Consider the following 19,911-nt stretch of genomic DNA (forward strand, 5'->3'; position numbering starts at 1 on the left):
GCCCTGTCGGGCAAAACAAAACCCCCGCCGGACCTGCGCCCGGCGAGGGCGAAATGACCTGATGCCGACTAACGGATCAGTTGGTGCCGGTGGTGCCGGTGGTGCCCGTCGTACCGGTGGTGCCGGTCGGCGGCGGAGTGGTGCCGCCACCATTGTTGTTGCCGGCGTCGTCGCTGCTGCTGCTGCTCGAGCTGGCGGCGTAGACGACCGAAGCGACCGCGACACCGGCGCCGATCGTTGCAAGAGTGGTGATGGTGCCGGTGGCGACGCCGGTGGCGGTGCCGGCGCCGGCAACTTCAGCGCTGGTGGCTGCGGCAGTGCCGTCAACGCCAGCAGTAGCCTGCTCAACCTGGGCTTCCTGAGCCAGTGCCATCGGGGAGAGAGCCACGAGGGCAAGAGCAGCAAAGATCTTCTTCATAACGGGGTTTCCTACTCCGTGAGGTAAATTTTCGCCGTTATCTTCGCGTTGAAGGCTATTCAGTGTCAAGCCAGTTTCACCTTTAGAAGTGGGATTCGCGCGCCGAATATTTGACGCCTATCGCACAAAGTGATGTCGGTTGAAGGCCTGTTCGCGCCCCGATAATCCTGTGGCGATGCGCATCACGATGTCGTGGGTGCGTACGGTGGGCATCAGCAATGGCAGGGCGATTCCTACTGCCATCGACGTGGCGAGGATGGGCAGCGGCGTGCGCCATTTTCCGCGATGCGATGACAGGGCGAAGGCGCTTGCCGCAGTGCCCAGCAACCACCCGCTGACCACTTCGGAGACCGAGTGAGCATTGAGCGGAAGGCGGGAGTACGCGATTGCCGCGGCAAGTATCGATCCGAGGAGTGCCCAGAGCATGGGGTGTCGCAGTCGGCCGTGAGTAGCCAGATACAGGGCGACCGGATATACGGCGGCCGTCATCGTGGCGTGGCCGCTGAATCCAGTGAAGTCCAGCCGGGCCCAACCAATGCCCCAGCCCAGGAACGCCAGCTTGGAGGCCAGCGTCAGGCCGCCGGCCACGGCCAGGCCGACAGCCCAGCGAAGGCGGAGGGCGCGGCTCTCCGCGGGGCCGAAGACGATCAGCACCAAGCTCAGTGGCAACAGCCAGCGGCTGTCGCCCAGTTGGGAGAGGGTGACCCACAGAGGATGCATCCATGTCACTCGTCGCAGGGGACGGAGGAGCATAGGGCAGTTGGCGCCGCCGGGGATGAGTGGCGGGCAACCGGCCGGGCATGGATGAGGCCCCTCGTTTGCCTGTATCCTTTACGCCCTCCGTGGCCCCGTAGCTCAGCTGGATAGAGCGTCCCCCTCCTAAGGGGAAGGTCGCCCGTTCGAATCGGGCCGGGGTCACCATGTTTTCAAGTGCTGATGCTAGCTTCGTGTTTGCTGATTGCCCACGGCCAGCCGGAGATCCTGCTTGGCCTCAGCTGCCTCGTCATTTTCAGGCACGAAGTAATGTGGTCCTTGTCCTCCCTCGTAGGGTCTGCGAGGTGCTAAAACCTGCCGGCAGCGGCCCGGACCTTTGGCATGTTGTCAAAGACAATGAGTCAGACCAGTCGATCCTGGTCGCCCACGCCATTTGGCGTAGGGTATGCGAGATACGCATCCCGTAGCATGCCGAGCGTTACCCTGCAGCTGTCTGTCGGTGCTGTTAGCTATCAGACTGAGACGGCCGTTGCGGCCCCAAAGCCCAAAGAGCCTACCTCACCAACTAGGTGGGTAGGCTCTTTGGAGAGGTTAGAGGCTATCGATTAACTCGCCGATGCCACTTGTTGTAATAGTGACTGTAGTCTTCGTCGCGTCCCCCCGACTCAATCCAGTCGTCATACTCGGGGCTGTCTTTGAATCCATCTGACATAAAAATCTCCTTGCGCTCGAAAAATTTGGCCAGAGATGAATTACCTGGCGGAATGAATAGTAGCTCCTGTGGTGAAGTCTGCAAATGGAATCACCGCGATGACTGCGGCCCACAGGCATTGCTTGCTTCGAACGGCAAGCGTTTAAAGAGCGGCAGCCGTTGACCTACCCGTCCACTCGTGGCTTTGGACAGTGTAGCGGCATCGCAGCTGCCATAAGCCTAGAGAACCATCATGCTGCGGTGCCGGTTGTTCATCAACTTCAAGTAGCGGTCAAGACGTCGCTCTTCTGTAGACAACGGGGCCGTGCCAGAGGAACCTGATGGGAAGCTTCACGTGGAGGCGGGAGTGTGTGTTTGGCATGCGCACTGGCAAGATGACGGAGTTGGTGAGGTCTATTGAGCCTCTTGTGCTGACACGTGCGAAGGATGCGATGCGTCGTCTTCGACAGGGAGACAACGGTTCTCGTTCTAGCGCGTTACCCAAGTCGGCACAAGCGCTGCGCGTCACACCTCCCCAAGCCGCTCATAATCCTCAGGCGTAGCCCCATGCTCCGCCTCCGGCATGTCCTTGTCTTTCCACCGGGCGTCGTCGTTCCTTAGCTTGTCCGGCGTATGGCTTTTCTGCTGGTCGTCTTCTTTCGTAGCCGGTGCTCGCGGTGCAGTAGTCATGACATCTCCTCGTTAGATCAACGTTCCGGGATCTGCTTGCCAGACGTCCCACCCTGGCCAAAGTTCGGCTGGGTGATGCCGTCATCCTCGCGGACGCCATCCGGCTCGCCTTCACCGGCCTTGCCACCCTTGCCGTGGCCGTGCTGGTTGTAGCCCTCGTTCTCAGTCTCCAGCCGCGCCGCATCCGGATCTTTCGCGTCCTCGTCGTCCTTCGGCGGCTTGGCCGCAACGAAAGGCGAAATCGGATCGCTGGCCGGGAACGTCTCTTCCAGCGCTTCGTCATGGTTCTCCGACGTGCGTTTCTTGTCGACGGCGCCTTCCGCCGGCGGGCAGTTGTGCGTGGCGTGGGCGTCTTCGGCGGAGGCGGGCGTGGTCTTGTCGTGCTGCATGGTGTGTCTCCTGCGCGAACGGGTAGGGCGGTTATGCCTCGACGCTAGTCCTGCCGCTGTTACGAAGGGGCGGGGGTGCCGTGAAGGGCGGGTGCTCCCACCGGCTTCACCTGGGAGTTCCTATCGTCCAGACCTCGCCACACGGAGGCTGCCGCGATGCATGAGATGTTCGAGTTGGGGATGGAATGGTGGGAGTTCGTGTTCCGCGCGGTCGCGGTCTATGTGGTGGTCCTGGTGCTGACCCGGATGAGCGGCAAGCGGTCCATGGGCCAATCCACGCCGTTCGACATCCTGGTGATCGTACTGCTGGGTACGGCCGTGCAGAACTCGTTGATCGGTGAGGACACCTCGCTGCCGGGCGGGCTGATCCTGGCGGCCACACTGATCGGCCTGAACTGGTTCGTCGGCTTCCTGGGGGCGCGCAGTAAACGCCTGAACGAAATCGTGGAGGGGGTGCCGGTGGTGCTGGCGCGCCACGGAACGATCTACTGGGAGCAGGTGAAACGCTGCAACGTCAGCCCGGCGGATCTGGAGGTTGCGATGCGTGCCAACGGCTGCGAAGGCTTTGGGCAGGTCGAGCTGGCCGTGCTGGAAACCTCGGGCGAGATCACGGTGCACAAGAGTCCTTCCACGAATGACGATTGAATCTGCGTGCCCCTCGCTGGATGTTGACAGACTGCCGCGTAGCGTCGAGCGCAACCTCAGCATAGGAAGACGCACCATGTATACGACCATCAACGCCGAAACGGCGGCGACATTCGACGATGTGATCTCCCAGGTGCCAGACCCGACCCCGGACCCCATGCCGCCCGCGCCGCCGGTGGAAGAACCCGGCCGAGGCGATCCGCCGGCGCAGGAGCCGCCGCAGGAAGTCCCGCCAGAGGGCGATCCGGTCCCCGCATCGCCGCCGCAGGAGCTGCCGACGGATCCGGAAACGCCCTCTGCGCCCACGGTCGAGTAAGGGCAGCGCACTCGATACGGTGCCTACAGAATGAATGATTTATCTGTCACGCAAGGGCAGGGGGCCCGCGTGGCGGAACTGTGCGTCTGCCAAGTGGCGGGATGAAGGCCCCGCACACAATGCGGTCACGACACTGCTACGCCGTACCACGTACCACAGAGGTACTTGGACACGGAGTTGGCTATGCGCGCACTGACTTACCACGGCAGCAAGGACGTACGGGTCGACACCGTGCCGGATCCCGCGCTGGCCGCCCCGGACGACATCATTCTGCGCGTCACCGCCACGGCGATCTGCGGCTCTGATCTGCATCTGTACCGCGGCAAGATCCCGAATCTGCACACCGGCGACGTGCTGGGCCACGAATTCATGGGCGTGGTGGAGGAAGTGGGCGCAGGCGTGATGGATCTGCGCCCGGGCGACCGCGTGGTCATCCCGTTCGTGATCGCGTGTGGCGAGTGCTTCCACTGCCGGCTCACCGAGTTCGCGGCCTGCGAGACTACCAATACCGGCAAGGGCGCGGCAGTAAATCAGAAAGGCATTCGCCCGCCGGCCGCGCTGTTCGGCTACAGCCATCTCTATGGTGGCGTCTCGGGCGGGCAGGCGGAGTTCGTGCGCGTGCCCAAGGCCAACGTCGGGCCGTTGCGCATTCCCGACGCGCTGACCGATGAGCAGGTGCTGTTCCTATCCGACATCCTGCCGACCGGGTACCAGGCCGCGATCAATGCAGGCGTCAAACCGGGCTCCACGGTGGCGATCTTTGGCGCGGGTCCGGTCGGCCTGATGAGCGCGGCGTGCTGCCGCCTGCTCGGCGCGGAGACCATCTTCATGGTCGATCACCTGCCGTATCGCTTGGCGTTCGCGCAGCAGACCTACGGCGTGACGCCGATCGATTTCACCCAGGTGGAGGATGCGGCGGAGTACATCATCACCCAGACCAATGGCCGCGGTGTCGATGCCACGATCGAAGCGGTTGGATTCGAGGCGGAGGGCAGTGCGCTGGAGTCGGCGCTGACCACGCTCAAGGTGGAGGGCAGCAGCGGCGTGGCAATCCGGCAGTGCATCGCGGCCACGCGTCGCGGCGGCACGGTCAGCATCCCGGGTGTCTATGCCGGTTTCATCCACGGCTTCCTGCTCGGCGACGCGTTCGACAAGGGCCTGACCTTCAAGATGGGCCAGACCCATGTGCAGAAGCTGATGCCCGAGCTGCTCGACCATATCGGCGAAGGCCGGCTGGATCCGGGTGTGATCGTGACCCACCGGCTGTCGCTTGAAGACGCGGTGCGTGGCTACGAGATCTTCGACCGCAAAGAGGAGGATTGCCGCAAGGTGATCCTGACGCCCTGATATGAACGCTGTAGTCCCCGCGACACCCCCGGTTACGCACCCACAGCCGGTGGCCGAACTGGACGACCTGCAGACGCAGGCGCGCGCTTGGATCGAACATCAACCGTCGTTACCGGGCCCCGGCAGCGGCGACACGCTGCCGCGCTGGCAGGCACTGGCGCATATCGCGGCGCGCGACCTGTGCCTGGCCAAGGTGCTCGAAGCACATTACGACGCGCAGGCGATCCTGGAGGAACTGGGCGCCGCCAGACCGGATCGCGATCGACTGGGTGCGGTATGGGCAGCCGAAGGGCCGGCAGCGACCCTGCGCTTTGATCGGGCCAGCGGCACGCTCTCCGGTGACAAGCCGTGGTGCTCCGGCGCAGGCTGGGTTGACCATGCACTGGTGACGGTGCGCGATGACGGGCGCTCGCGGCTGTTTCTGGTGCCGGTACGCCGCGCCAACGTGAGCTTCTTGCCGCAGACATGGCAAGCGACGGGCATGGGGCGGGTCCCGAGTGGGACGGCACGCTTCGACCAGGTGCCGGCCGTGGAGGTCGGTGCGGCGGACGCTTATCTGCAGCGCCCCGGCTTCTGGCATGGTGGCGCGGGTATCGCGGCCTGTTGGTTTGGCGGGGCCAGTGCCTTGGCCGAGCCGCTGCTGCAGAACGCGCGTGCCGACGAACCGGGTACGGCATCTGGCCTGCTCGGTGAGATTGATCTGGCGCTGTCGCCATGCGCCTCCCTGCTGCGCGAGCTCGCCGCGCTGATCGATGCACAGCCCGACCAACCCCATCAGCGCGAGATCGTGCGGGCGCGCAGCGCGGTGGAGCGCGCCGCCACCCTGACGCTGGATCGGGTGGGCAGGGCGCTTGGGCCAGGGCCGATGTGCATGGACCCGGCACACGCGCTGCGCTGGGCCGACCTGACGGTCTTCATCCGCCAGAGCCACGCGGACCGCGATTGGCAGCATCTTGGCAACCTGATGCACCGCGAGGGGCGTACGTGGACGCTGTGAATCGTCAGATTGAAGGCGGCGGTGTAACCGAAGCGCAGTGGGCGGCTTCGCCGTGGTTGCAGTCGCTGCCGCTTGCGTCCGCCGCGACGCTGTTTGGCGATGCGCAGCGGCTGGTGGTGGTGTCGCCGCATCCCGACGATGAAGTATTGGCGTGCGGCGGCCTGATGGCGCTTGCACGCCAGGGAGGCCTGGCGGTCACGGTGGTCTCGGTGACGGACGGCGAAGCCTGCTATCCCGATCAACCCGCGTGGTCGCCCGAGCGGCTGCGCGTGGCTCGTGCGGCTGAGCTGGACGATGCGCTGCGTTGCCTGGGCTTGGCGAGCGCAACGCGGATCGCCTGGCACATCGGCGATGGCGCGGTGACCGCCAGCGAGGCATGGATTGGCGAGCAGTTGGCGGGCCTGCTGCAGCCGGATGATCTGGTGTTGGCACCGTGGCGCTTTGATGGACATCCGGACCATGAGGCAGTCGCGCGTGCCTGCGTGCAGGCCTGCACCGCGCGTGGCGCCGCAGTGAAGGAATACCCGGTGTGGGGCTGGCATTGGCTGGATCCGGCGGCGGCAGCGACGGCCTGGGCATCGGCCAGGCGCTATGCGCTGGATGACGCCCTGGTGGACCGCAAGCGTGATGCGATCCAGCAATTCGTGACCCAGACCGGTGCGGTGGAGGGCTTGCAGTGCGAACCCATTTTGCCTGCCGCGGTGCTGCAGCGGTTCGAACGCAATTACGAGGTAGTGATCGGATGAGCGATGTCGCCTATTTCAATGCGCTGTACGAGGAAGAGGATCCCTTCCAGTACCGCACCCGCTGGTATGAGCAGCGCAAGCGTGCGCTCACCCTGGCCAGTCTGCCGCGCGAGCGCGTTGCCCGTTGCTGGGAGTTGGGCTGTTCCAACGGTGTGCTGACAGCGGCCTTGGCCGAGCGCTGCGATCACTTGCTCGCCACTGATCTGAGCGAAGGCGCCGTCGCCGCGGCGCGCGCGATCACCCGACGCCACGCGCACGTCTCCATCGAGCAGGCCCGTCATCCACAGGACTGGCCAGCAGGCGTGTTCGATCTGATCGTGCTCGGAGAAATGGGTTACTACCTCTCACAAGACGATATGCGTCAGCTGGCGGCGCAGGTGGTCCAATCGCTCACGCCGCAGGGCGTGGTGATCGCCTGCCATTGGCGCGTGCCGTTCGAGCAGGCGCGCTGCAGTGCCGCGTTCGTACACGCGCAGTTTGATGACAGCCTGCCACGCCTGTTCTCGTACCGCGACGAGGACATGCTGCTGGAAGGCTGGTCGGCCGACACCACCTCCGTAGCCGAACGCGAGGGCCTGCGATGATCGCCGTGACTATTCCCGCGCACAACGAAGAACAGCTGATCGCGGCCTGCCTGCAGTCGCTGCAGGTGGCGGCGCTGCATCCGGCCCTGCGCGATGAGCCCGTGGTGATCGTGGTGGCGCTGGATCGCTGCAGTGATGCGACGGCCTGGATCTGCCAGCGCATGGGCGTAGAGATGGTCAGCGTTGACGCCGGGTGTGTGGGTGTCGCGCGTGCGGCAGCGAGTGAGCGCGCGTTGGCGCTGGGTGCGCGCTGGATCGGCTGCACCGACGCAGACAGCGTGGTCCCGCCGGATTGGCTTGCGCGCCAGCTGCAGTGTGGTGCGAGCGCTTTTTGTGGCGTGGTGGCGGTGGGCGACTGGTTGGACTACCCGCAGGCCGTGCGCGAGCAGTTCCTGCAGGGGGAGCATGCGGTGGACGGGCACCCGCACGTACACGGCGCGAACATGGGCTTCAGCGCGGTGGCGTATCGGCAGTCCGGCGGCTTCGCGCCGCTGGTCACGGGTGAGGACGTCGCGCTCATCCAGGCGATGCACGGGGCCGGCATGCGGGTGGCCCGGCTCGCCAGTCCACGCGTGATGACCAGCGCACGCCGGCACGCGCGTGCACCGCATGGTTTCAGTGACTTCCTGCGCCGCCTGGAACAGCGTGTGGGCTTCGTGGCGGACGATGTGGTGAGCGACATCGTCCCCATTTCGTTGCTGGCGCGCTGAAGGAAGTAACACGCATTTCGCACCTCGACGACGCGCCGTGCACATCTATCGCGCAGCGCGTTGAGGTCGCTGAACACTGGGATTTGAGTGTCACGCCGACTTCATGGCCGATGCGGAAAAGTCGACTCACCCCGACAACAACACACGGGTCAAACCGGACCAACAGGAGTACATCGCAGTGAATACCGAATCGAAGACCGCGCATAACTTGAACGACCTGATCGAAATCGCCCGCGATGGCCAGGAGTTCTACACCGAGGCCGCAGGCAAGGTCGAAGATGCCGAGTTGGCGGCGCTCTTCACCCGTATCGCCGGTGTCAAGAATGAGATCGTCCGCTCGCTGAGCGCCACCGTTGTCGCCGCCGGTGGCAAGCCGGCCGAGCATGGCACCTCCGTCGGTTCCATGCAGCAGTTCTACGGCAAGGTGCGCGCCACCCTGGGCGACAAGCAGTACGGCTATGTGGCCGAACTGGAAGAATCCGAAGATCGCCTGCTGAAGGCGTTCAAGGACACTCTGACCGATGCCGACACCTCGCCGGCTGCGCGCCAGGAAGTCCAGCGTCTGCTGCCGCAGGTGCAGGAATGCCATGCCGTGATGCGCGACCGCAAGCACGCCATGAAGCACTGAGTTCAGACCTGCGAGGCGGCGGCGATTCCCCACGGTCGCCACCGCGTCGCTTCCTGAAGCGGTACACAGAACAGCCCCGGCCCGCGCCGGGGCTGTTCGTTTGTAGGGGCCAATAGCCAGGTGGAGTCGCATCCAGACGGCAGCGAACGGTCACCGGGAAATTGGTGCATACTCGGGACAAAGAGCCGCTTGGATTTGACATGGAACACATGCGTTGGCTGACGCTTCGTCTCAGCAACAATCAATCCATCGGCCCGAAGGTGCTGATGGACCTGTGGGCCAACGCGTGCGAGACCAATCAGTCCTCGGTGACGCGCGAAACGCTGCCCGGCAAGTCCACCTCCTACGCGCTGCACGCACCGACGTCGCTGGCCTATCCCAAGCGTGCGGAACTGCGCATGCGCAAGCTGCTGGAAGAGGCTGGCTACACGTTTACGCTGGGATCGCTGGCCGACCGCCCGGCGCCGCAGCCGGTGCGCTTCCGCTGACGCCGTTCAACGGCATCGCATTCATTCTCGATCCAACGTCCTGCGACCGCGTGTTCAGTCGACGCGGTCGGCGGCCACGCTGCGGACCATGATCCGGACCGGCATGCCCGCGGCATGCTGCAGCGATTCCAGCGGCGCCCAACCCAGCCGGCGATACAGGCCGCCATCATCGGCTTCGGTCTGCAGGTAGATGTCCCGCACGCCAAGGGCCCTGCCGCGCGCCAGCAGTTCCGCAATGACCGTCTCGGCCAAGCCGCGGCCGCGATGGTCCGGGTGGACATAGACGCCCCCCAGCCAATGCAGGCGTTCGGGGCGCTCCGTGCGCTCATGGAATTTGAGCTGCGCGGCAGCGACGGGGACCTCGCCCTCCAGTGCCACAAGCAGCAGGGGCAGCTCATCGTCCTGGAGGAAGATCTCCAACCGTTGCTGCTCGTCCAGCAGGGTGAGTCCAGCAACATGGCTGCCCCATTCCTGGAAATACCATGCGGCGATGACCGGCAACAGGTCGGGGCGATCACTCAAGGGGACGATGCTGCAGGCCACGGCGAACGCTCCATGTTGTACGGGTCGGCTGCCATGGTACGCGGATGCGCAGCTTGCAGCGCCCTTCGCCCTGCGCGCAGACTATCGGCATGCACGCCAGCGCCTGCCACCTGCGGTGTTACGGAACGTCCAGCGATGTGGACCGGCATGACTTTGCGCAATGGATCCTGCCGCTGCGCGGCGATCTGGATGTCGAGCTCGACGCAGTGGGCGGCCGCCTGGATGTGCTGCAGGGGGCCTTCGTCGCGCCCGGCGAAGGACATGCCCAGACCGGCGATGGCGATCATCTGATGTTGATCGTCGATTGCCCGGCGGGCGTGATTGATGACCACACCCTCGAACATCTGCGTCGCCAACGCTGGCTGGCATTGCCGAAGGGGTTGCGCCAGCGCCTGGCCGGTGCGCCCGCGCACGGCAGTGACGATCTGCTGGCGACCCTGCTTCAGCAATACGCACCTGCCGGCAGCGCGGCACGCCTGCATGCACTGTGCACCCGGCTGTCGGCCAATCCGGGGGCGGACTGGAACGTGGCCCGCATGGCGGCACTGGTCGGCATCAGTGGCAGTCGCCTGCACGCGGCCTTCGTCCAGGAATTCGGGGTGCCACCGCAGGCCTGGCTGAGTGCCTGCCGGTTGCGCTGGGCCAAGCACCGGCTGCTCACCAGCACGGACAGCATCGCTGCCATCGCGCTGGATGCCGGGTACTCCGAGCACAGTGCGCTGACCCGTGCCCTGCGCCGGGAAACCGGGCTGACCCCGCAGGCCTTCCGCAGGCAGTAGCCTCGGTCAAGACGTCGTGGCGCGCTGCTCCTACACTGCGCGGCCAATACACACGCACGAGCCGCAATGAAACGATCGATGGGAGTGGGCATCGCCAACGGCGTTGCCGCCGGCGCGCTATGGGGCGTGGTGTTCCTGGCCCCGGCGATGCTGCACAGCTTCAATGCGGTGCAGCTCTCGGCGGGGCGCTATCTGGTCTACGGCCTGATTGCTGTCGTGCTGCTGGCACCGCGCTGGCGCCAGCTCAAGGATCGGCTCGGCTGGCCTGAGTGGCGTGGCCTGTTATGGCTGAGCCTGGCCGGCAACCTGGTGTACTTCCTGCTGCTGGCCAATGCGGTGCAGTGGGCCGGTGGTGCGGCCGCCTCGCTGATCGTGGGGTTGATCCCGGTCGTGGTGACCCTGGCGGGTGTACGCGAGGAAGGGGCGGTGCCACTGCGACGCCTGGCCCCGGCGCTGCTGCTGTGCCTGCTCGGCGTGGCGTTGGTGGGCTATGAAGCCTTGATGGCCGAACACGCGCAGGGCTCGGCCGGGCGCCGCTTGCTCGGGCTGCTGTGCGCGGTCGGTGCACTGTTGTCCTGGGCGGTGTATTCCATCGGCAACAGCCGCTGGCTGGCACGCCGCCCGGATCTGTCCGGCCATGACTGGTCGATGCTGACCGGCATCACCACCGGCGCGCTCGCCCTCGTACTGGTGCCGAGTGCGTTCCTGACCAGTGCGACCGTGCATCCGCCGGGCGACTGGCTCAATTTCTGGCTGATCAGTGCGGGTGTGGCGGTAGTCGCCTCGGTGCTCGGCAACGCGTGCTGGAACCGGGCCAGCCGCAACCTGCCGCTGACCCTGACCGGCCAGATGATTGTTTTCGAAACGCTGTTCGCGCTGTTGTACGGCTTTGCCTGGCAGCAGCGCTGGCCGACGCTGATGGAGACGGTTGCCATCGTGTGCCTGGTGTCGGGCGTGCTGATGTGTGCGCACGCGCATCGGCCACCTGCGGCGGTGGCCGAGCATGTGGGGTAGGGGAGGCGTTGTGCTGTCTGGATGGTGTCATTCGCAACTTTTTGGCCGACGATCGCAGCGGTTTACGTGCCGCCATCTTTTGCAGCGCAGCACTTGACAAGCAGGGCGGTGGCGTAGTTTTCTTGGCCCATGGTCACCCCCGCCGCCCACGTCAGCCTGCTCCTTCCCGCCTCCGCGGGCGGCCAGGCCGCGTCGACCGGTACCACCATCATTACCACCGCCACCACTCGCCCGGTGCGGCCCGTCGTCTTCGCGTAATTTCCGAAAACCACGGCCCCGCACCCAGATCAGGTGGCGGGGGAAACTCTCAAACCTGATGTGACGCGGGGCCTCCCATCGAGGTCAGCATGTCTTCTGTCGCCGCTTCCGCTCCACCCTCCGCCCAGCCCGCCGTCTCCGTCGCCGCGCGGGCCGGCGTGACCACCGTGGTCCATAAGTTCGGCGGCACCTCGGTGGCCGATGCCGAGCGTTATCGCCATGTCGCGCAGTTGCTGCTGGCGCGCGAGGAAGCAATGCAGGTCACCGTGGTCTCGGCCATGAAGGGCGTCACCGATGCGCTGATCGGCGTGGCCACGTTGGCGGCGGAAGATGGCTCGGCCTGGCGCGAGCAGTGGCACGCGTTGCGGGCACGCCACCGCGGTGCGGCGGTTGCCTTGTTGGGCGAACACGCCGGGGCAACGGTGGAGTGGCTGGACCAGCGCTTCGACCAGTTGGCCGAGGTGCTGGGTGCGCTGGCGGTGATCGGCGGCCTGCCCACCGAAGTGCTGGATCGCGTGCAGGGCATGGGGGAGGTGTACTCGGCTCAGTTGCTGGGCAAGTACCTGCAGACGCTGGGCGAAGACTGCGCGGTGCTGGACGCGCGCGATGTGCTGGTGATCGAGCGCGGCGAACTGGGCGTGGACGTGGACTGGGTGCGCAGCGCCGAGCGTCTGGCCCAGTGGCGCCTGCAGCATCCGCAATCGCGCATCGTGGCAACGGGTTTTGTCGCCCGCGATCGCCAGGACCGCATCACCACGCTGGGTCGCAACGGCAGCGACTACTCCGGCGCGATCTTCGCCGCCTTGTTCAATGCCGATGAGCTGCATATCTGGACGGATGTGGACGGCGTGCTCTCGGCCGATCCGCGGGTGGTGCCTGAGGCGGTGCAGCTGGAAGCGTTGAGCTACGACGAGGCCTGCGAGCTGGCCTACTTCGGCGCGAAAGTGGTCCACCCGCAGACGATGTCGCCGGCAATCGAGCGCGGGCTGCCGATCATCATCCGCAACACCTTCCACCCGGACCATCCGGGCACGCGCATCACCGCCGAGCGTACCGCGTCCGGCCCGATCAAGGGCTTGACCCTGAGTCCGGACCTGGCCGTGATCAATCTGGAAGGCACCGGCCTGATCGGCGTGCCCGGCACGGCTGAGCGTGTGTTCGCGGCGCTGCGCAATGCGCATGTGTCGGTGGTGATGATCTCGCAGGGCTCCTCGGAGCACTCGATCTGCTGCGTGGTGAAGCAGGCCGAGGCGGTGCGGGCGCGCGAATCGCTGCTGCAGGCCTTTGCGCACGAGCTGAGCCTGGGTCAGGTGCAGCGCGTGCAGCTGACCGACAACGTGAGCGTGCTGGCCGCGGTGGGCGATGGCATGGCCGGGCAACCCGGCGTGGCGGCGCGCCTGTTCGAGTCGCTGGGCCGCGCGCAGGTCAACATCCTGGCGATCGCGCAGGGCTCGTCGGAGCGCAACATCTCCGTGGCGGTGGACAGCCGCCACGCGACCAAGGCCCTGCGCGCGGCGCATGCCGGGTTCTGGCTGTCGCCGCAGACGTTCTCGGTCGGTGTGATCGGCCCGGGCAATGTGGGTGCGGCGCTGCTGGACCAGCTGCAGGCCGCCCAGGTGCAGCTGCTCGGCCGCGCAAATGTGGATCTGCGTCTGCGCGCGGTCGCCTCGCGCACGCGCATGGTGCTGGACGAGCGCGGCCTGAACGGTGACTGGCGCGCGGCGTTGTCCGGTCCGGCGCAGCCGAGCGATCTGGAGGCGTTCACGGAGCATCTGCTGTCCGCGCATCTGCCGCACGCGCTGATCATCGATTGCAGTGGCAGCGCGGACGTGGCCGACCGCTATGCCGGTTGGCTGGCCGCAGGCATCCACGTGGTCACCCCGAACAAACAGGCCGGTGCCGGCCCGCTGGAGCGCTATCACGCGATCCGCGAGGCAGCGGCAGGCAGTGGCGCGCGCTTCCGTTACGAGGCGACCGTCGGTGCGGGCCTGCCGGTGATCACCACGCTGCGCGACCTGGTCGATACCGGCGATGAGGTGCTGGCGATCGACGGCATTTTCTCCGGCACGCTGGCGTGGCTGTTCAACAAGTACGACGGCGAGGTGCCGTTCTCCGAGCTGGTCAGCCAGGCACGTGGCATGGGCTATACCGAGCCGGACCCGCGTGATGACCTTTCCGGCGTGGATGTCGCGCGCAAGCTGGTGATCCTGGCGCGTGAGGCGGGCCGGGAGCTCAGCCTGGAGCAGGTGCGCGTGGAGAGCCTGGTGCCTGAAGCCCTGCGCCAGGCCAGCGTGGACGACTTCATGACAGGCTTGCCGCAGATCGATGCGGTGTTCGCCGAGCGTTTGGCAGTCGCCAAGGCTGACGGCGCCGTACTGCGTTACGTGGCGCGCCTGACCCCTGACGGCGCTGAAGTCGGTCTGGTCGCGTTGCCGGCCGGGCATGCCTTCGCCAACCTGCGCCTGACCGACAACGTCGTACAGTTCACCACCCGCCGCTACTGCGACAACCCGCTGGTGGTGCAGGGGCCGGGCGCGGGGCCGGAGGTGACGGCCGCCGGTGTGTTCGCCGATGTGCTGCGCGTGGCGGTCGGCGAGGGAGCGCGCCTGTGAGTGAGGGCAGCATGACGGAAGCCCGCGCGTTCGCACCGGCCTCGGTCGGCAACGTGGGGGTCGGGTTCGACATCCTTGGCCACGCCATCGAGGGCGTTGGCGATACCGTGACGGTGCGGCGCATCGAGGCGCCTACGGTGCGCATCCAGGCGATCCGCGGCACCACGGTGGACCTGCCATTGGTGGCCGAGGACAACACCGCCGGTGCGGCGTTGATCGCGCTGCGTGCCGCGCTGGATCTGCCGTTCGGGTTCGAGGTGGAGATCGACAAGGGCATCGCGCTGGGCTCGGGCATGGGCGGTTCGGCCGCCTCGTGCGTGGCGGCGCTGGTCGCGGCCAATGCGCTGTTGCCGCAGCCGTTGTCCCGCCAGGCGCTGTATCCATTCGCGTTGACCGGTGAGGCGGTGGCCAGTGGTGGCCGCCACGGCGACAACCTCGGGCCGATGCTGCTGGGTGGCCTGGTACTGAGTACGGCAGACCGCTTGGTGCCGGTGCCGGTGCCCGCCGCGTGGCACAGCTTGCTGGTGCATCCCGAGGCGGTGCTGGAGACCCGCCGCGCGCGCGCCGCGCTGCAGGGGCATTACGCGTTGGGCGAGTTCGTGGCGCAGAGCGCGAATCTGGCGCTGGTGCTCAGTGGCTGCTACACCGGCGATGCCGCGTTGGTCCGTGCCGGGCTGCGTGATGTGCTGGTCGAGCCGCGCCGTGCCGGTCTGATCACCGGGTTTGCCGCCGCGCGCGACGCGGCGCTGGCGGCCGGTGCGATGGGTGCCAGTATTTCCGGCGCAGGGCCGAGCGTGTTTGCCTGGTTCGAGCAGCGTGATGCCGCCCTTGCCGCGCAGGCGTCGGTCCAGCAGGCATTTCTCGACGCGGGCTTTGACAGCCAGGGCTGGGTGTCGCCCTTGAATGCGCCTGCCGCGCACCTGCTGTGACGCGTCCACTCTTTCTACTCTGGGATGTCCGATGAAGTTCGTTTCCACGCGTCACGCTGCTCCCGCTACCTCGCTCAGCCAGGCGCTTGCCGCGGGTCTTGCCCCGGATGGCGGCCTGTATGTTCCCGAACACCGCCCGCGCCTGCAGCACTGGTCAGCGCAGGGTTCTTTCGCGCAGACGGCTGCAGCCGTGCTGGCGCCGTATTTCCATGACGATGCCCTGGAGCAGGTGCTGCCCGAACTCTGCGAGCAGGCCTTCAACTTCGATGCGCCACTGCGCCCCCTGGCGACCGATGATGACCATGTGCTGGAGCTGTTCCATGGGCCGACGGCTGCGTTCAAGGACTTCGGTGCGCGCTTCCTCGCAGCGTGTCTTGCCCGTCTGCAGGAAGGCCGGGAACGTCCGCTGACGATCGTGGTCGCCACCTCGGGCGACACCGGGGCGGCCGTCGCCGCGGCCTTCCACCGGCAGCCGGGGATCCGGGTGGTGGTGCTGTACCCGGACGGTCGGGTCTCACCGCGCCAGGCGCATCAGTTGGGGTGCTTCGGCGACAACATCCACACCCTGCGCGTCGCCGGTTCGTTTGACGATTGCCAGGCGATGGTGAAGCAGGCGCTGGGTGATCGCGAGCTGCAGGACGCGGTGCCGTTGAGCTCGGCCAACAGCATCAGTCTGGGCCGCTGGCTGCCGCAGATGAGTTACTACGCGCATGCCGCGCTGGTCCATCAGGCGCAGACCGGACACGTGCTGAATCTGGTGATTCCGACCGGCAACCTGGGCAATGCGATGGCGGCGATCCTGGCGCGGGCGATGGGGCTGCCGCTGGGGCAGATCGCGCTGGCGACCAATGCCAACGATGTGCTGCCGCGCTATTTCCACGGCGAGGCCTACCGGGCACAGACCAGCGTCGCGACCATCGCCAATGCGATGGACGTGGGCGCACCGAGCAATTTCGAGCGGCTGCGTTGGCTGTACAACGACGATGACGTGGCACTGCGGGGCGCGTTCACTGCCGAAGCGGTGGATGACGCGGCCATCCGCGAACTGATCAAGCGGCGCCATGACCTGCATGGCGAGGTGTTCTGCCCGCATACGGCGACGGCGGTGGCGCGCCTGGAGCACGTGCGGGCCGCCGGCGCACAGGGGCACTGGGCGGTCGCGGCGACGGCGCATCCGGCCAAATTCGAGTCGGTGGTGGAGCCATTGATCGGGACGCCGCTGGCGGTGCCGCCGGCCTTGGCCGCGCTGCTGGAGCGGCCGGCGCAGGCCGAAGCCTGTGCACCGGCGTATGGCGCACTGCGTGAGGTGTTGTTGCGGCGCTGAGGCGGAGTCAGTACGACTCGTCGGCCGAGAGCTTCTGCAGGCCCGCTTCGTCCAGGATCTCGACGGTGTTCAGATGGGGCAGGGCGATCAGGCCCTGCTGGCGCAGCTTGGTGAAGGTGCGGCTGACGGTTTCCATGGTCAGGCCGAGATGGTCGGCGATGTCACCGCGGCCCATCGGCAGGGTCACGCGCAGCACCGGCTCACCGAGCAACGCTTCGCGCGCGGCCAGACGCAGCAGGAAATCGGCGACCTTCTCGGCCGGCTGCAACCGGCCCAGTGCCATCGCGGCATCCTGCGCGGCGTCCAGTTCCTGGCAGGCGCGCTGCAGCAGCTTGCGTTCCAGGTGCGGGAAGCGCGAGCGCAGGTCCTTCATCTGCGGCAGGGAGACGCGGCAGACGCGACTGTCGGCGATCGCTTCGATGTCGTAGCGGTGATGATCGCTGCCGCTCAACCCCAGGAAGTCGCCAGGCAGCACGAACCCGCTGATCTGGCGACGGCCGTCTGCCAATGTGCGGACCAGGCGCAGTGCACCGGCGGTAATCGTATAGACATGTTGGCGCGGCTCACCGGCACGGGCCAAGGTGGACCCCAGCGGCAGCGGTTGGGACACGGTGACCCGCTCCAGCGCCTGCACTTCGTCCGGCGACAGCGCCGAGCAGACCGCCAGGTGCCGTACCGAGCAATGCAGGCAGTCGCGCAGGGGCGAGCAACCGGGGGCGGCAGGGTCTTCAACAGCGGAAAGCGCGGTACCGGAGTGAGGCCGGGTCATGTCAGGTCAGCAAGAGGGGCCTGCCTATGATACGTCATGCCGTCATTGGCCCGGCCCCGACGCCCGGATGCGGCTCGTTGCGCCGGCTGCGGCTAGAATATGCCGCTCGCTCATCCCCCCGTTTCCGCAGGAGTCCCGCAAGTGATCAAGCCCCGTACGCCGCCCGGCATCATGGAATTGCTGCCGCGTGAGCAGATCGCGTTCCAGCGCATGCTGGACGTCATCCGCCGCAACTACGAGCGGTTCGGGTTCCTGCCGGTGGAAACCCCGGTGTTCGAGCTGTCCGATGTGCTGCTGACCAAATCCGGTGGCGAGACCGAGCGCCAGGTGTATTTCGTGCAGTCCACCGGCGCGCTGGCCAACGCCGCCGAAGCCGAAGAGAAGGCGCTGCCCGAGCTGGCCCTGCGCTTCGACCTGACCGTGCCGCTGGCGCGCTACGTGGCCGAGCACGAACACGACCTGACCTTCCCGTTCCGCCGTTACCAGATGCAGCGCGTGTACCGCGGCGAGCGTGCCCAGCGTGGCCGCTTCCGTGAGTTCTATCAGTGCGACATCGATGTGATCGGCAAGGACGCGCTGAGCACCCGCTATGACGCCGAAGTGCTGGCGGTCATCCATGCGGTGTTCGCCGAGCTGCGCATCGGTGATTTCTCGGTGCAGCTCAACAACCGCAAGCTGATGCGTGGCTTCTTCGAAAGCCTGGGTGTGGCCGATGGCGAACGCCAGCTGGCCGTGCTGCGCGAAGTGGACAAGCTCGACAAGCGCGGCGCCGACTACGTGCGCGAGACGCTGGTGGGCGAGGGCTTTGCCATTCCGGCCGAGCAGGTCGAGCGCATCCTGGCCTTCGTGGCGGTACGTTCGAGCAGCCATGCCGATGCACTGGCGCAGCTGGATGCGCTGCTGGTCGACGGCGGCGCCAGCGAGACGCTCAAGCAGGGCGTGGCCGAGTTGCGCGAAGTGCTGCAGCTGGTCAAGGCGCTGGGCGTGCCGGAAACCGCGTACTGCCTGAACTTCTCGATCGCGCGCGGTCTGGATTACTACACCGGTACCGTCTACGAGACCACGCTGACCGACCATCCGCAGATCGGCTCGATCTGCTCCGGCGGCCGTTACGAAGACCTGGCCAGCCACTACAGCAAATCCAAGCTGCCGGGCGTGGGCATCTCCATCGGTCTGACCCGCCTGTTCTGGCAGCTGCGCGAAGCGGGCCTGATCGCCGGGATCGAGGACAGCAGCGTGCATGCGCTGGTGGCCCTGATGGACGACAACGGCCTGCCCGAGTCGCTGGACATCGCCCGTCGCCTGCGCGTGGGTGGCATCAATGCCGAAGTGCAGATGGAGCCGAAGAAGATCGGCAAGCAGTTCCAGTACGCCGCCAAGGCCGGCATCCGTTTCGTCGTGCTGGCCGGTGAAGATGAGCTGGCGCGTGGCGTGGTGGCGGTCAAGGATCTGCTGCGCGAGCAGCAGTTCGAGGTCGCCCGCGACGAGCTGGCCAGCGCACTGCAGGTCGAGCTGGAGCAGGCCAAGGCCATGGCATGAAGCGGGTCGGGGCAGGGGCGCTGATGGTGCTCCTGCTCGCCGCCTGCCAGAGCGATCCGGTGCGTCACAGCAAGCGGATCGGCCCCGGGCATTACTGGTTGACGGTAGACCGCTGCCATGTGATCGATCACCAGCAGCTCGAACGCGACCTGGGCGAGCTGGCCGACCGGCAGTGCCCCGGTGGCGCTGGGGCTTTGGAAGCCCTGGAGTCGCTCCCCAGCCGCCAAGGTAGCCTGTTGGGCGAATGCCTGCGCAGCGGTGCCCTGCGTGCCGAGGTCCGCTGCCGGTAGGTGCCGACCGCTGGTCGGCACGCTTCTCCGTGGATACCCATCCAACGCCCGCCAACGCGGGCGTTGTTCGTTTCCAGACCCTGAACAGGCCCAGTCCACCTGCGGCGGCGGTTTGACCGTGCGCCGTCATTTGCGCTAATGTAATAGCACGCTATTACATTGATACGATGAAACTACGTCCCGTCCCCCGCGAAAAAGATGCCCAGGCTGATCTGACCTCGTTGGCGCGTGCCTTTGCTGCGCTGTCCGATCCGGACGCGGTGACCGCGTTCCTGCGCGATCTGTGCACCCCCGCCGAGCTGGAAGCGCTGTCCGATCGCTGGAAGGTCGTGCCGCTGCTGCAGCAGGGCGTGCCGTATCGCGAGATCCATGAGCTGACCGGGGTCAGCGTGACCACCACCGGGCGCGTGGCGCGCTCGCTGGACCACGGCCACGGCGGTTACGCCGCCGCCATCGCCGCCACGCCGACCTTCCCCGAATCCGAGTAGAGA

The 19,911-nt window shown here is 66.5% G+C and carries 23 protein-coding genes and 1 tRNA gene; 18 read left to right on the top strand and 6 right to left on the bottom strand.

The annotated features are described in order from the left end of the window. Nucleotides 1-76: 76 nt before the first annotated feature. Nucleotides 77-418 carry a hypothetical protein gene (locus ABE464_RS01950; protein WP_346470502.1) on the bottom strand — a complete coding sequence of 114 codons (342 nt, stop codon included), beginning with the start codon at nucleotides 416-418 and terminating at the stop codon, nucleotides 77-79. Between the two features lie 117 nt (nucleotides 419-535). After that, entirely contained in the window at nucleotides 536-1,138 is a 603-nt protein-coding gene (locus ABE464_RS01955) for a phosphatase PAP2 family protein (protein ID WP_346470503.1), read from the bottom strand. Nucleotides 1,139-1,262: 124 nt separating this feature from the next. Here ABE464_RS01955 and ABE464_RS01960 point away from each other — a divergent pair. Further along, nucleotides 1,263-1,339, top strand: a tRNA-Arg gene (locus ABE464_RS01960). A gap of 1,009 nt (nucleotides 1,340-2,348) precedes the next feature. Here ABE464_RS01960 and ABE464_RS01965 read toward each other — a convergent pair. Then, nucleotides 2,349-2,513, bottom strand: coding sequence for a hypothetical protein (locus ABE464_RS01965; protein ID WP_346470504.1), 165 nt, complete (start codon nucleotides 2,511-2,513; stop codon nucleotides 2,349-2,351). 17 nt (nucleotides 2,514-2,530) lie between these two features. Then, nucleotides 2,531-2,902, bottom strand: coding sequence for a hypothetical protein (locus ABE464_RS01970; protein WP_346470505.1), 372 nt, complete (start codon nucleotides 2,900-2,902; stop codon nucleotides 2,531-2,533). A gap of 156 nt (nucleotides 2,903-3,058) precedes the next feature. Between ABE464_RS01970 and ABE464_RS01975 the strand changes: the two genes are divergently transcribed. The 9 genes from ABE464_RS01975 (at nucleotide 3,059) to ABE464_RS02015 (ending at nucleotide 9,363) form a co-directional block, all read left to right on the top strand. Next, entirely contained in the window at nucleotides 3,059-3,547 is a 489-nt protein-coding gene (locus ABE464_RS01975; RefSeq protein WP_346470506.1) for a YetF domain-containing protein, read from the top strand. Nucleotides 3,548-3,623: 76 nt separating this feature from the next. Further along, nucleotides 3,624-3,863 (top strand): hypothetical protein, encoded by a 240-nt coding sequence (locus ABE464_RS01980; RefSeq protein ID WP_346470507.1) that lies wholly within the window; start codon nucleotides 3,624-3,626, stop codon nucleotides 3,861-3,863. Between the two features lie 183 nt (nucleotides 3,864-4,046). Continuing rightward, on the top strand, nucleotides 4,047-5,210 hold the full coding sequence (locus ABE464_RS01985; RefSeq protein WP_346470508.1) for a zinc-dependent alcohol dehydrogenase: 1,164 nt from the start codon (nucleotides 4,047-4,049) through the stop codon (nucleotides 5,208-5,210). A 1-nt stretch (nucleotide 5,211) separates the two neighbouring features. Next, complete coding sequence (locus ABE464_RS01990) at nucleotides 5,212-6,207, top strand: acyl-CoA dehydrogenase (RefSeq protein WP_346470509.1); 996 nt, start codon at nucleotides 5,212-5,214, stop codon at nucleotides 6,205-6,207. Further along, a complete protein-coding gene (locus ABE464_RS01995) occupies nucleotides 6,204-6,953 on the top strand; it encodes a PIG-L family deacetylase (RefSeq protein WP_346470510.1) in 750 nt (249 codons plus the stop codon). The genes ABE464_RS01990 and ABE464_RS01995 overlap by 4 nt, the downstream gene beginning before the upstream one ends. Then, complete coding sequence (locus ABE464_RS02000; RefSeq protein ID WP_346470511.1) at nucleotides 6,950-7,537, top strand: class I SAM-dependent methyltransferase; 588 nt, start codon at nucleotides 6,950-6,952, stop codon at nucleotides 7,535-7,537. The genes ABE464_RS01995 and ABE464_RS02000 overlap by 4 nt, the downstream gene beginning before the upstream one ends. Next, the gene (locus ABE464_RS02005; RefSeq protein WP_346470512.1) at nucleotides 7,534-8,247 is read left to right on the top strand and encodes a glycosyltransferase; all 714 of its coding nucleotides are present in this window, start codon (nucleotides 7,534-7,536) and stop codon (nucleotides 8,245-8,247) included. Before ABE464_RS02000 ends, ABE464_RS02005 begins: the two co-directional genes overlap by 4 nt. A gap of 178 nt (nucleotides 8,248-8,425) precedes the next feature. Further along, nucleotides 8,426-8,875 carry a PA2169 family four-helix-bundle protein gene (locus tag ABE464_RS02010; protein ID WP_346470513.1) on the top strand — a complete coding sequence of 150 codons (450 nt, stop codon included), beginning with the start codon at nucleotides 8,426-8,428 and terminating at the stop codon, nucleotides 8,873-8,875. Nucleotides 8,876-9,075: 200 nt separating this feature from the next. Then, the gene (locus ABE464_RS02015; RefSeq protein WP_046272599.1) at nucleotides 9,076-9,363 is read left to right on the top strand and encodes a hypothetical protein; all 288 of its coding nucleotides are present in this window, start codon (nucleotides 9,076-9,078) and stop codon (nucleotides 9,361-9,363) included. Between the two features lie 54 nt (nucleotides 9,364-9,417). Here the strand turns inward: ABE464_RS02015 and ABE464_RS02020 are convergent, their stop codons facing one another. Then, nucleotides 9,418-9,885, bottom strand: a complete 468-nt coding sequence (locus ABE464_RS02020) for a GNAT family N-acetyltransferase (RefSeq protein WP_346470514.1) — start codon at nucleotides 9,883-9,885, stop codon at nucleotides 9,418-9,420. 110 nt (nucleotides 9,886-9,995) lie between these two features. Here ABE464_RS02020 and ABE464_RS02025 point away from each other — a divergent pair, with 110 nt between their 5' ends. From ABE464_RS02025 to thrC, 5 genes are all read left to right on the top strand, one after another. Beyond that, on the top strand, nucleotides 9,996-10,685 hold the full coding sequence (locus ABE464_RS02025; RefSeq protein ID WP_346470515.1) for an AraC family transcriptional regulator: 690 nt from the start codon (nucleotides 9,996-9,998) through the stop codon (nucleotides 10,683-10,685). Nucleotides 10,686-10,751: 66 nt separating this feature from the next. Further along, nucleotides 10,752-11,699 carry a DMT family transporter gene (locus ABE464_RS02030; RefSeq protein ID WP_346470516.1) on the top strand — a complete coding sequence of 316 codons (948 nt, stop codon included), beginning with the start codon at nucleotides 10,752-10,754 and terminating at the stop codon, nucleotides 11,697-11,699. Between the two features lie 347 nt (nucleotides 11,700-12,046). Further along, nucleotides 12,047-14,569, top strand: a complete 2,523-nt coding sequence (thrA, locus tag ABE464_RS02035; RefSeq protein ID WP_346470517.1) for a bifunctional aspartate kinase/homoserine dehydrogenase I — start codon at nucleotides 12,047-12,049, stop codon at nucleotides 14,567-14,569. A gap of 11 nt (nucleotides 14,570-14,580) precedes the next feature. After that, a complete protein-coding gene (locus ABE464_RS02040; RefSeq protein ID WP_346470518.1) occupies nucleotides 14,581-15,498 on the top strand; it encodes a homoserine kinase in 918 nt (305 codons plus the stop codon). A gap of 31 nt (nucleotides 15,499-15,529) precedes the next feature. Next, nucleotides 15,530-16,822 carry a threonine synthase gene (gene thrC, locus ABE464_RS02045; protein ID WP_346470519.1) on the top strand — a complete coding sequence of 431 codons (1,293 nt, stop codon included), beginning with the start codon at nucleotides 15,530-15,532 and terminating at the stop codon, nucleotides 16,820-16,822. Between the two features lie 7 nt (nucleotides 16,823-16,829). Here the strand turns inward: thrC and ABE464_RS02050 are convergent, their stop codons facing one another. Further along, nucleotides 16,830-17,591, bottom strand: a complete 762-nt coding sequence (locus tag ABE464_RS02050) for a helix-turn-helix domain-containing protein (RefSeq protein WP_346470520.1) — start codon at nucleotides 17,589-17,591, stop codon at nucleotides 16,830-16,832. Between the two features lie 141 nt (nucleotides 17,592-17,732). Between ABE464_RS02050 and hisS the strand changes: the two genes are divergently transcribed. From hisS to ABE464_RS02065, 3 genes are all read left to right on the top strand, one after another. Next, a complete protein-coding gene (hisS, locus tag ABE464_RS02055; protein ID WP_123729110.1) occupies nucleotides 17,733-19,130 on the top strand; it encodes a histidine--tRNA ligase in 1,398 nt (465 codons plus the stop codon). 23 nt (nucleotides 19,131-19,153) lie between these two features. After that, nucleotides 19,154-19,420 carry a hypothetical protein gene (locus tag ABE464_RS02060; RefSeq protein ID WP_346470521.1) on the top strand — a complete coding sequence of 89 codons (267 nt, stop codon included), beginning with the start codon at nucleotides 19,154-19,156 and terminating at the stop codon, nucleotides 19,418-19,420. Nucleotides 19,421-19,587: 167 nt separating this feature from the next. Then, nucleotides 19,588-19,908, top strand: coding sequence for a YerC/YecD family TrpR-related protein (locus ABE464_RS02065; RefSeq protein WP_346470522.1), 321 nt, complete (start codon nucleotides 19,588-19,590; stop codon nucleotides 19,906-19,908). Nucleotides 19,909-19,911: the final 3 nt, after the last annotated feature.

Origin of the sequence: Stenotrophomonas sp. TWI587 (assembly GCF_039674145.1) — a bacterium.
In the GTDB taxonomy this organism is placed as follows: domain Bacteria; phylum Pseudomonadota; class Gammaproteobacteria; order Xanthomonadales; family Xanthomonadaceae; genus Stenotrophomonas; species Stenotrophomonas maltophilia_AY.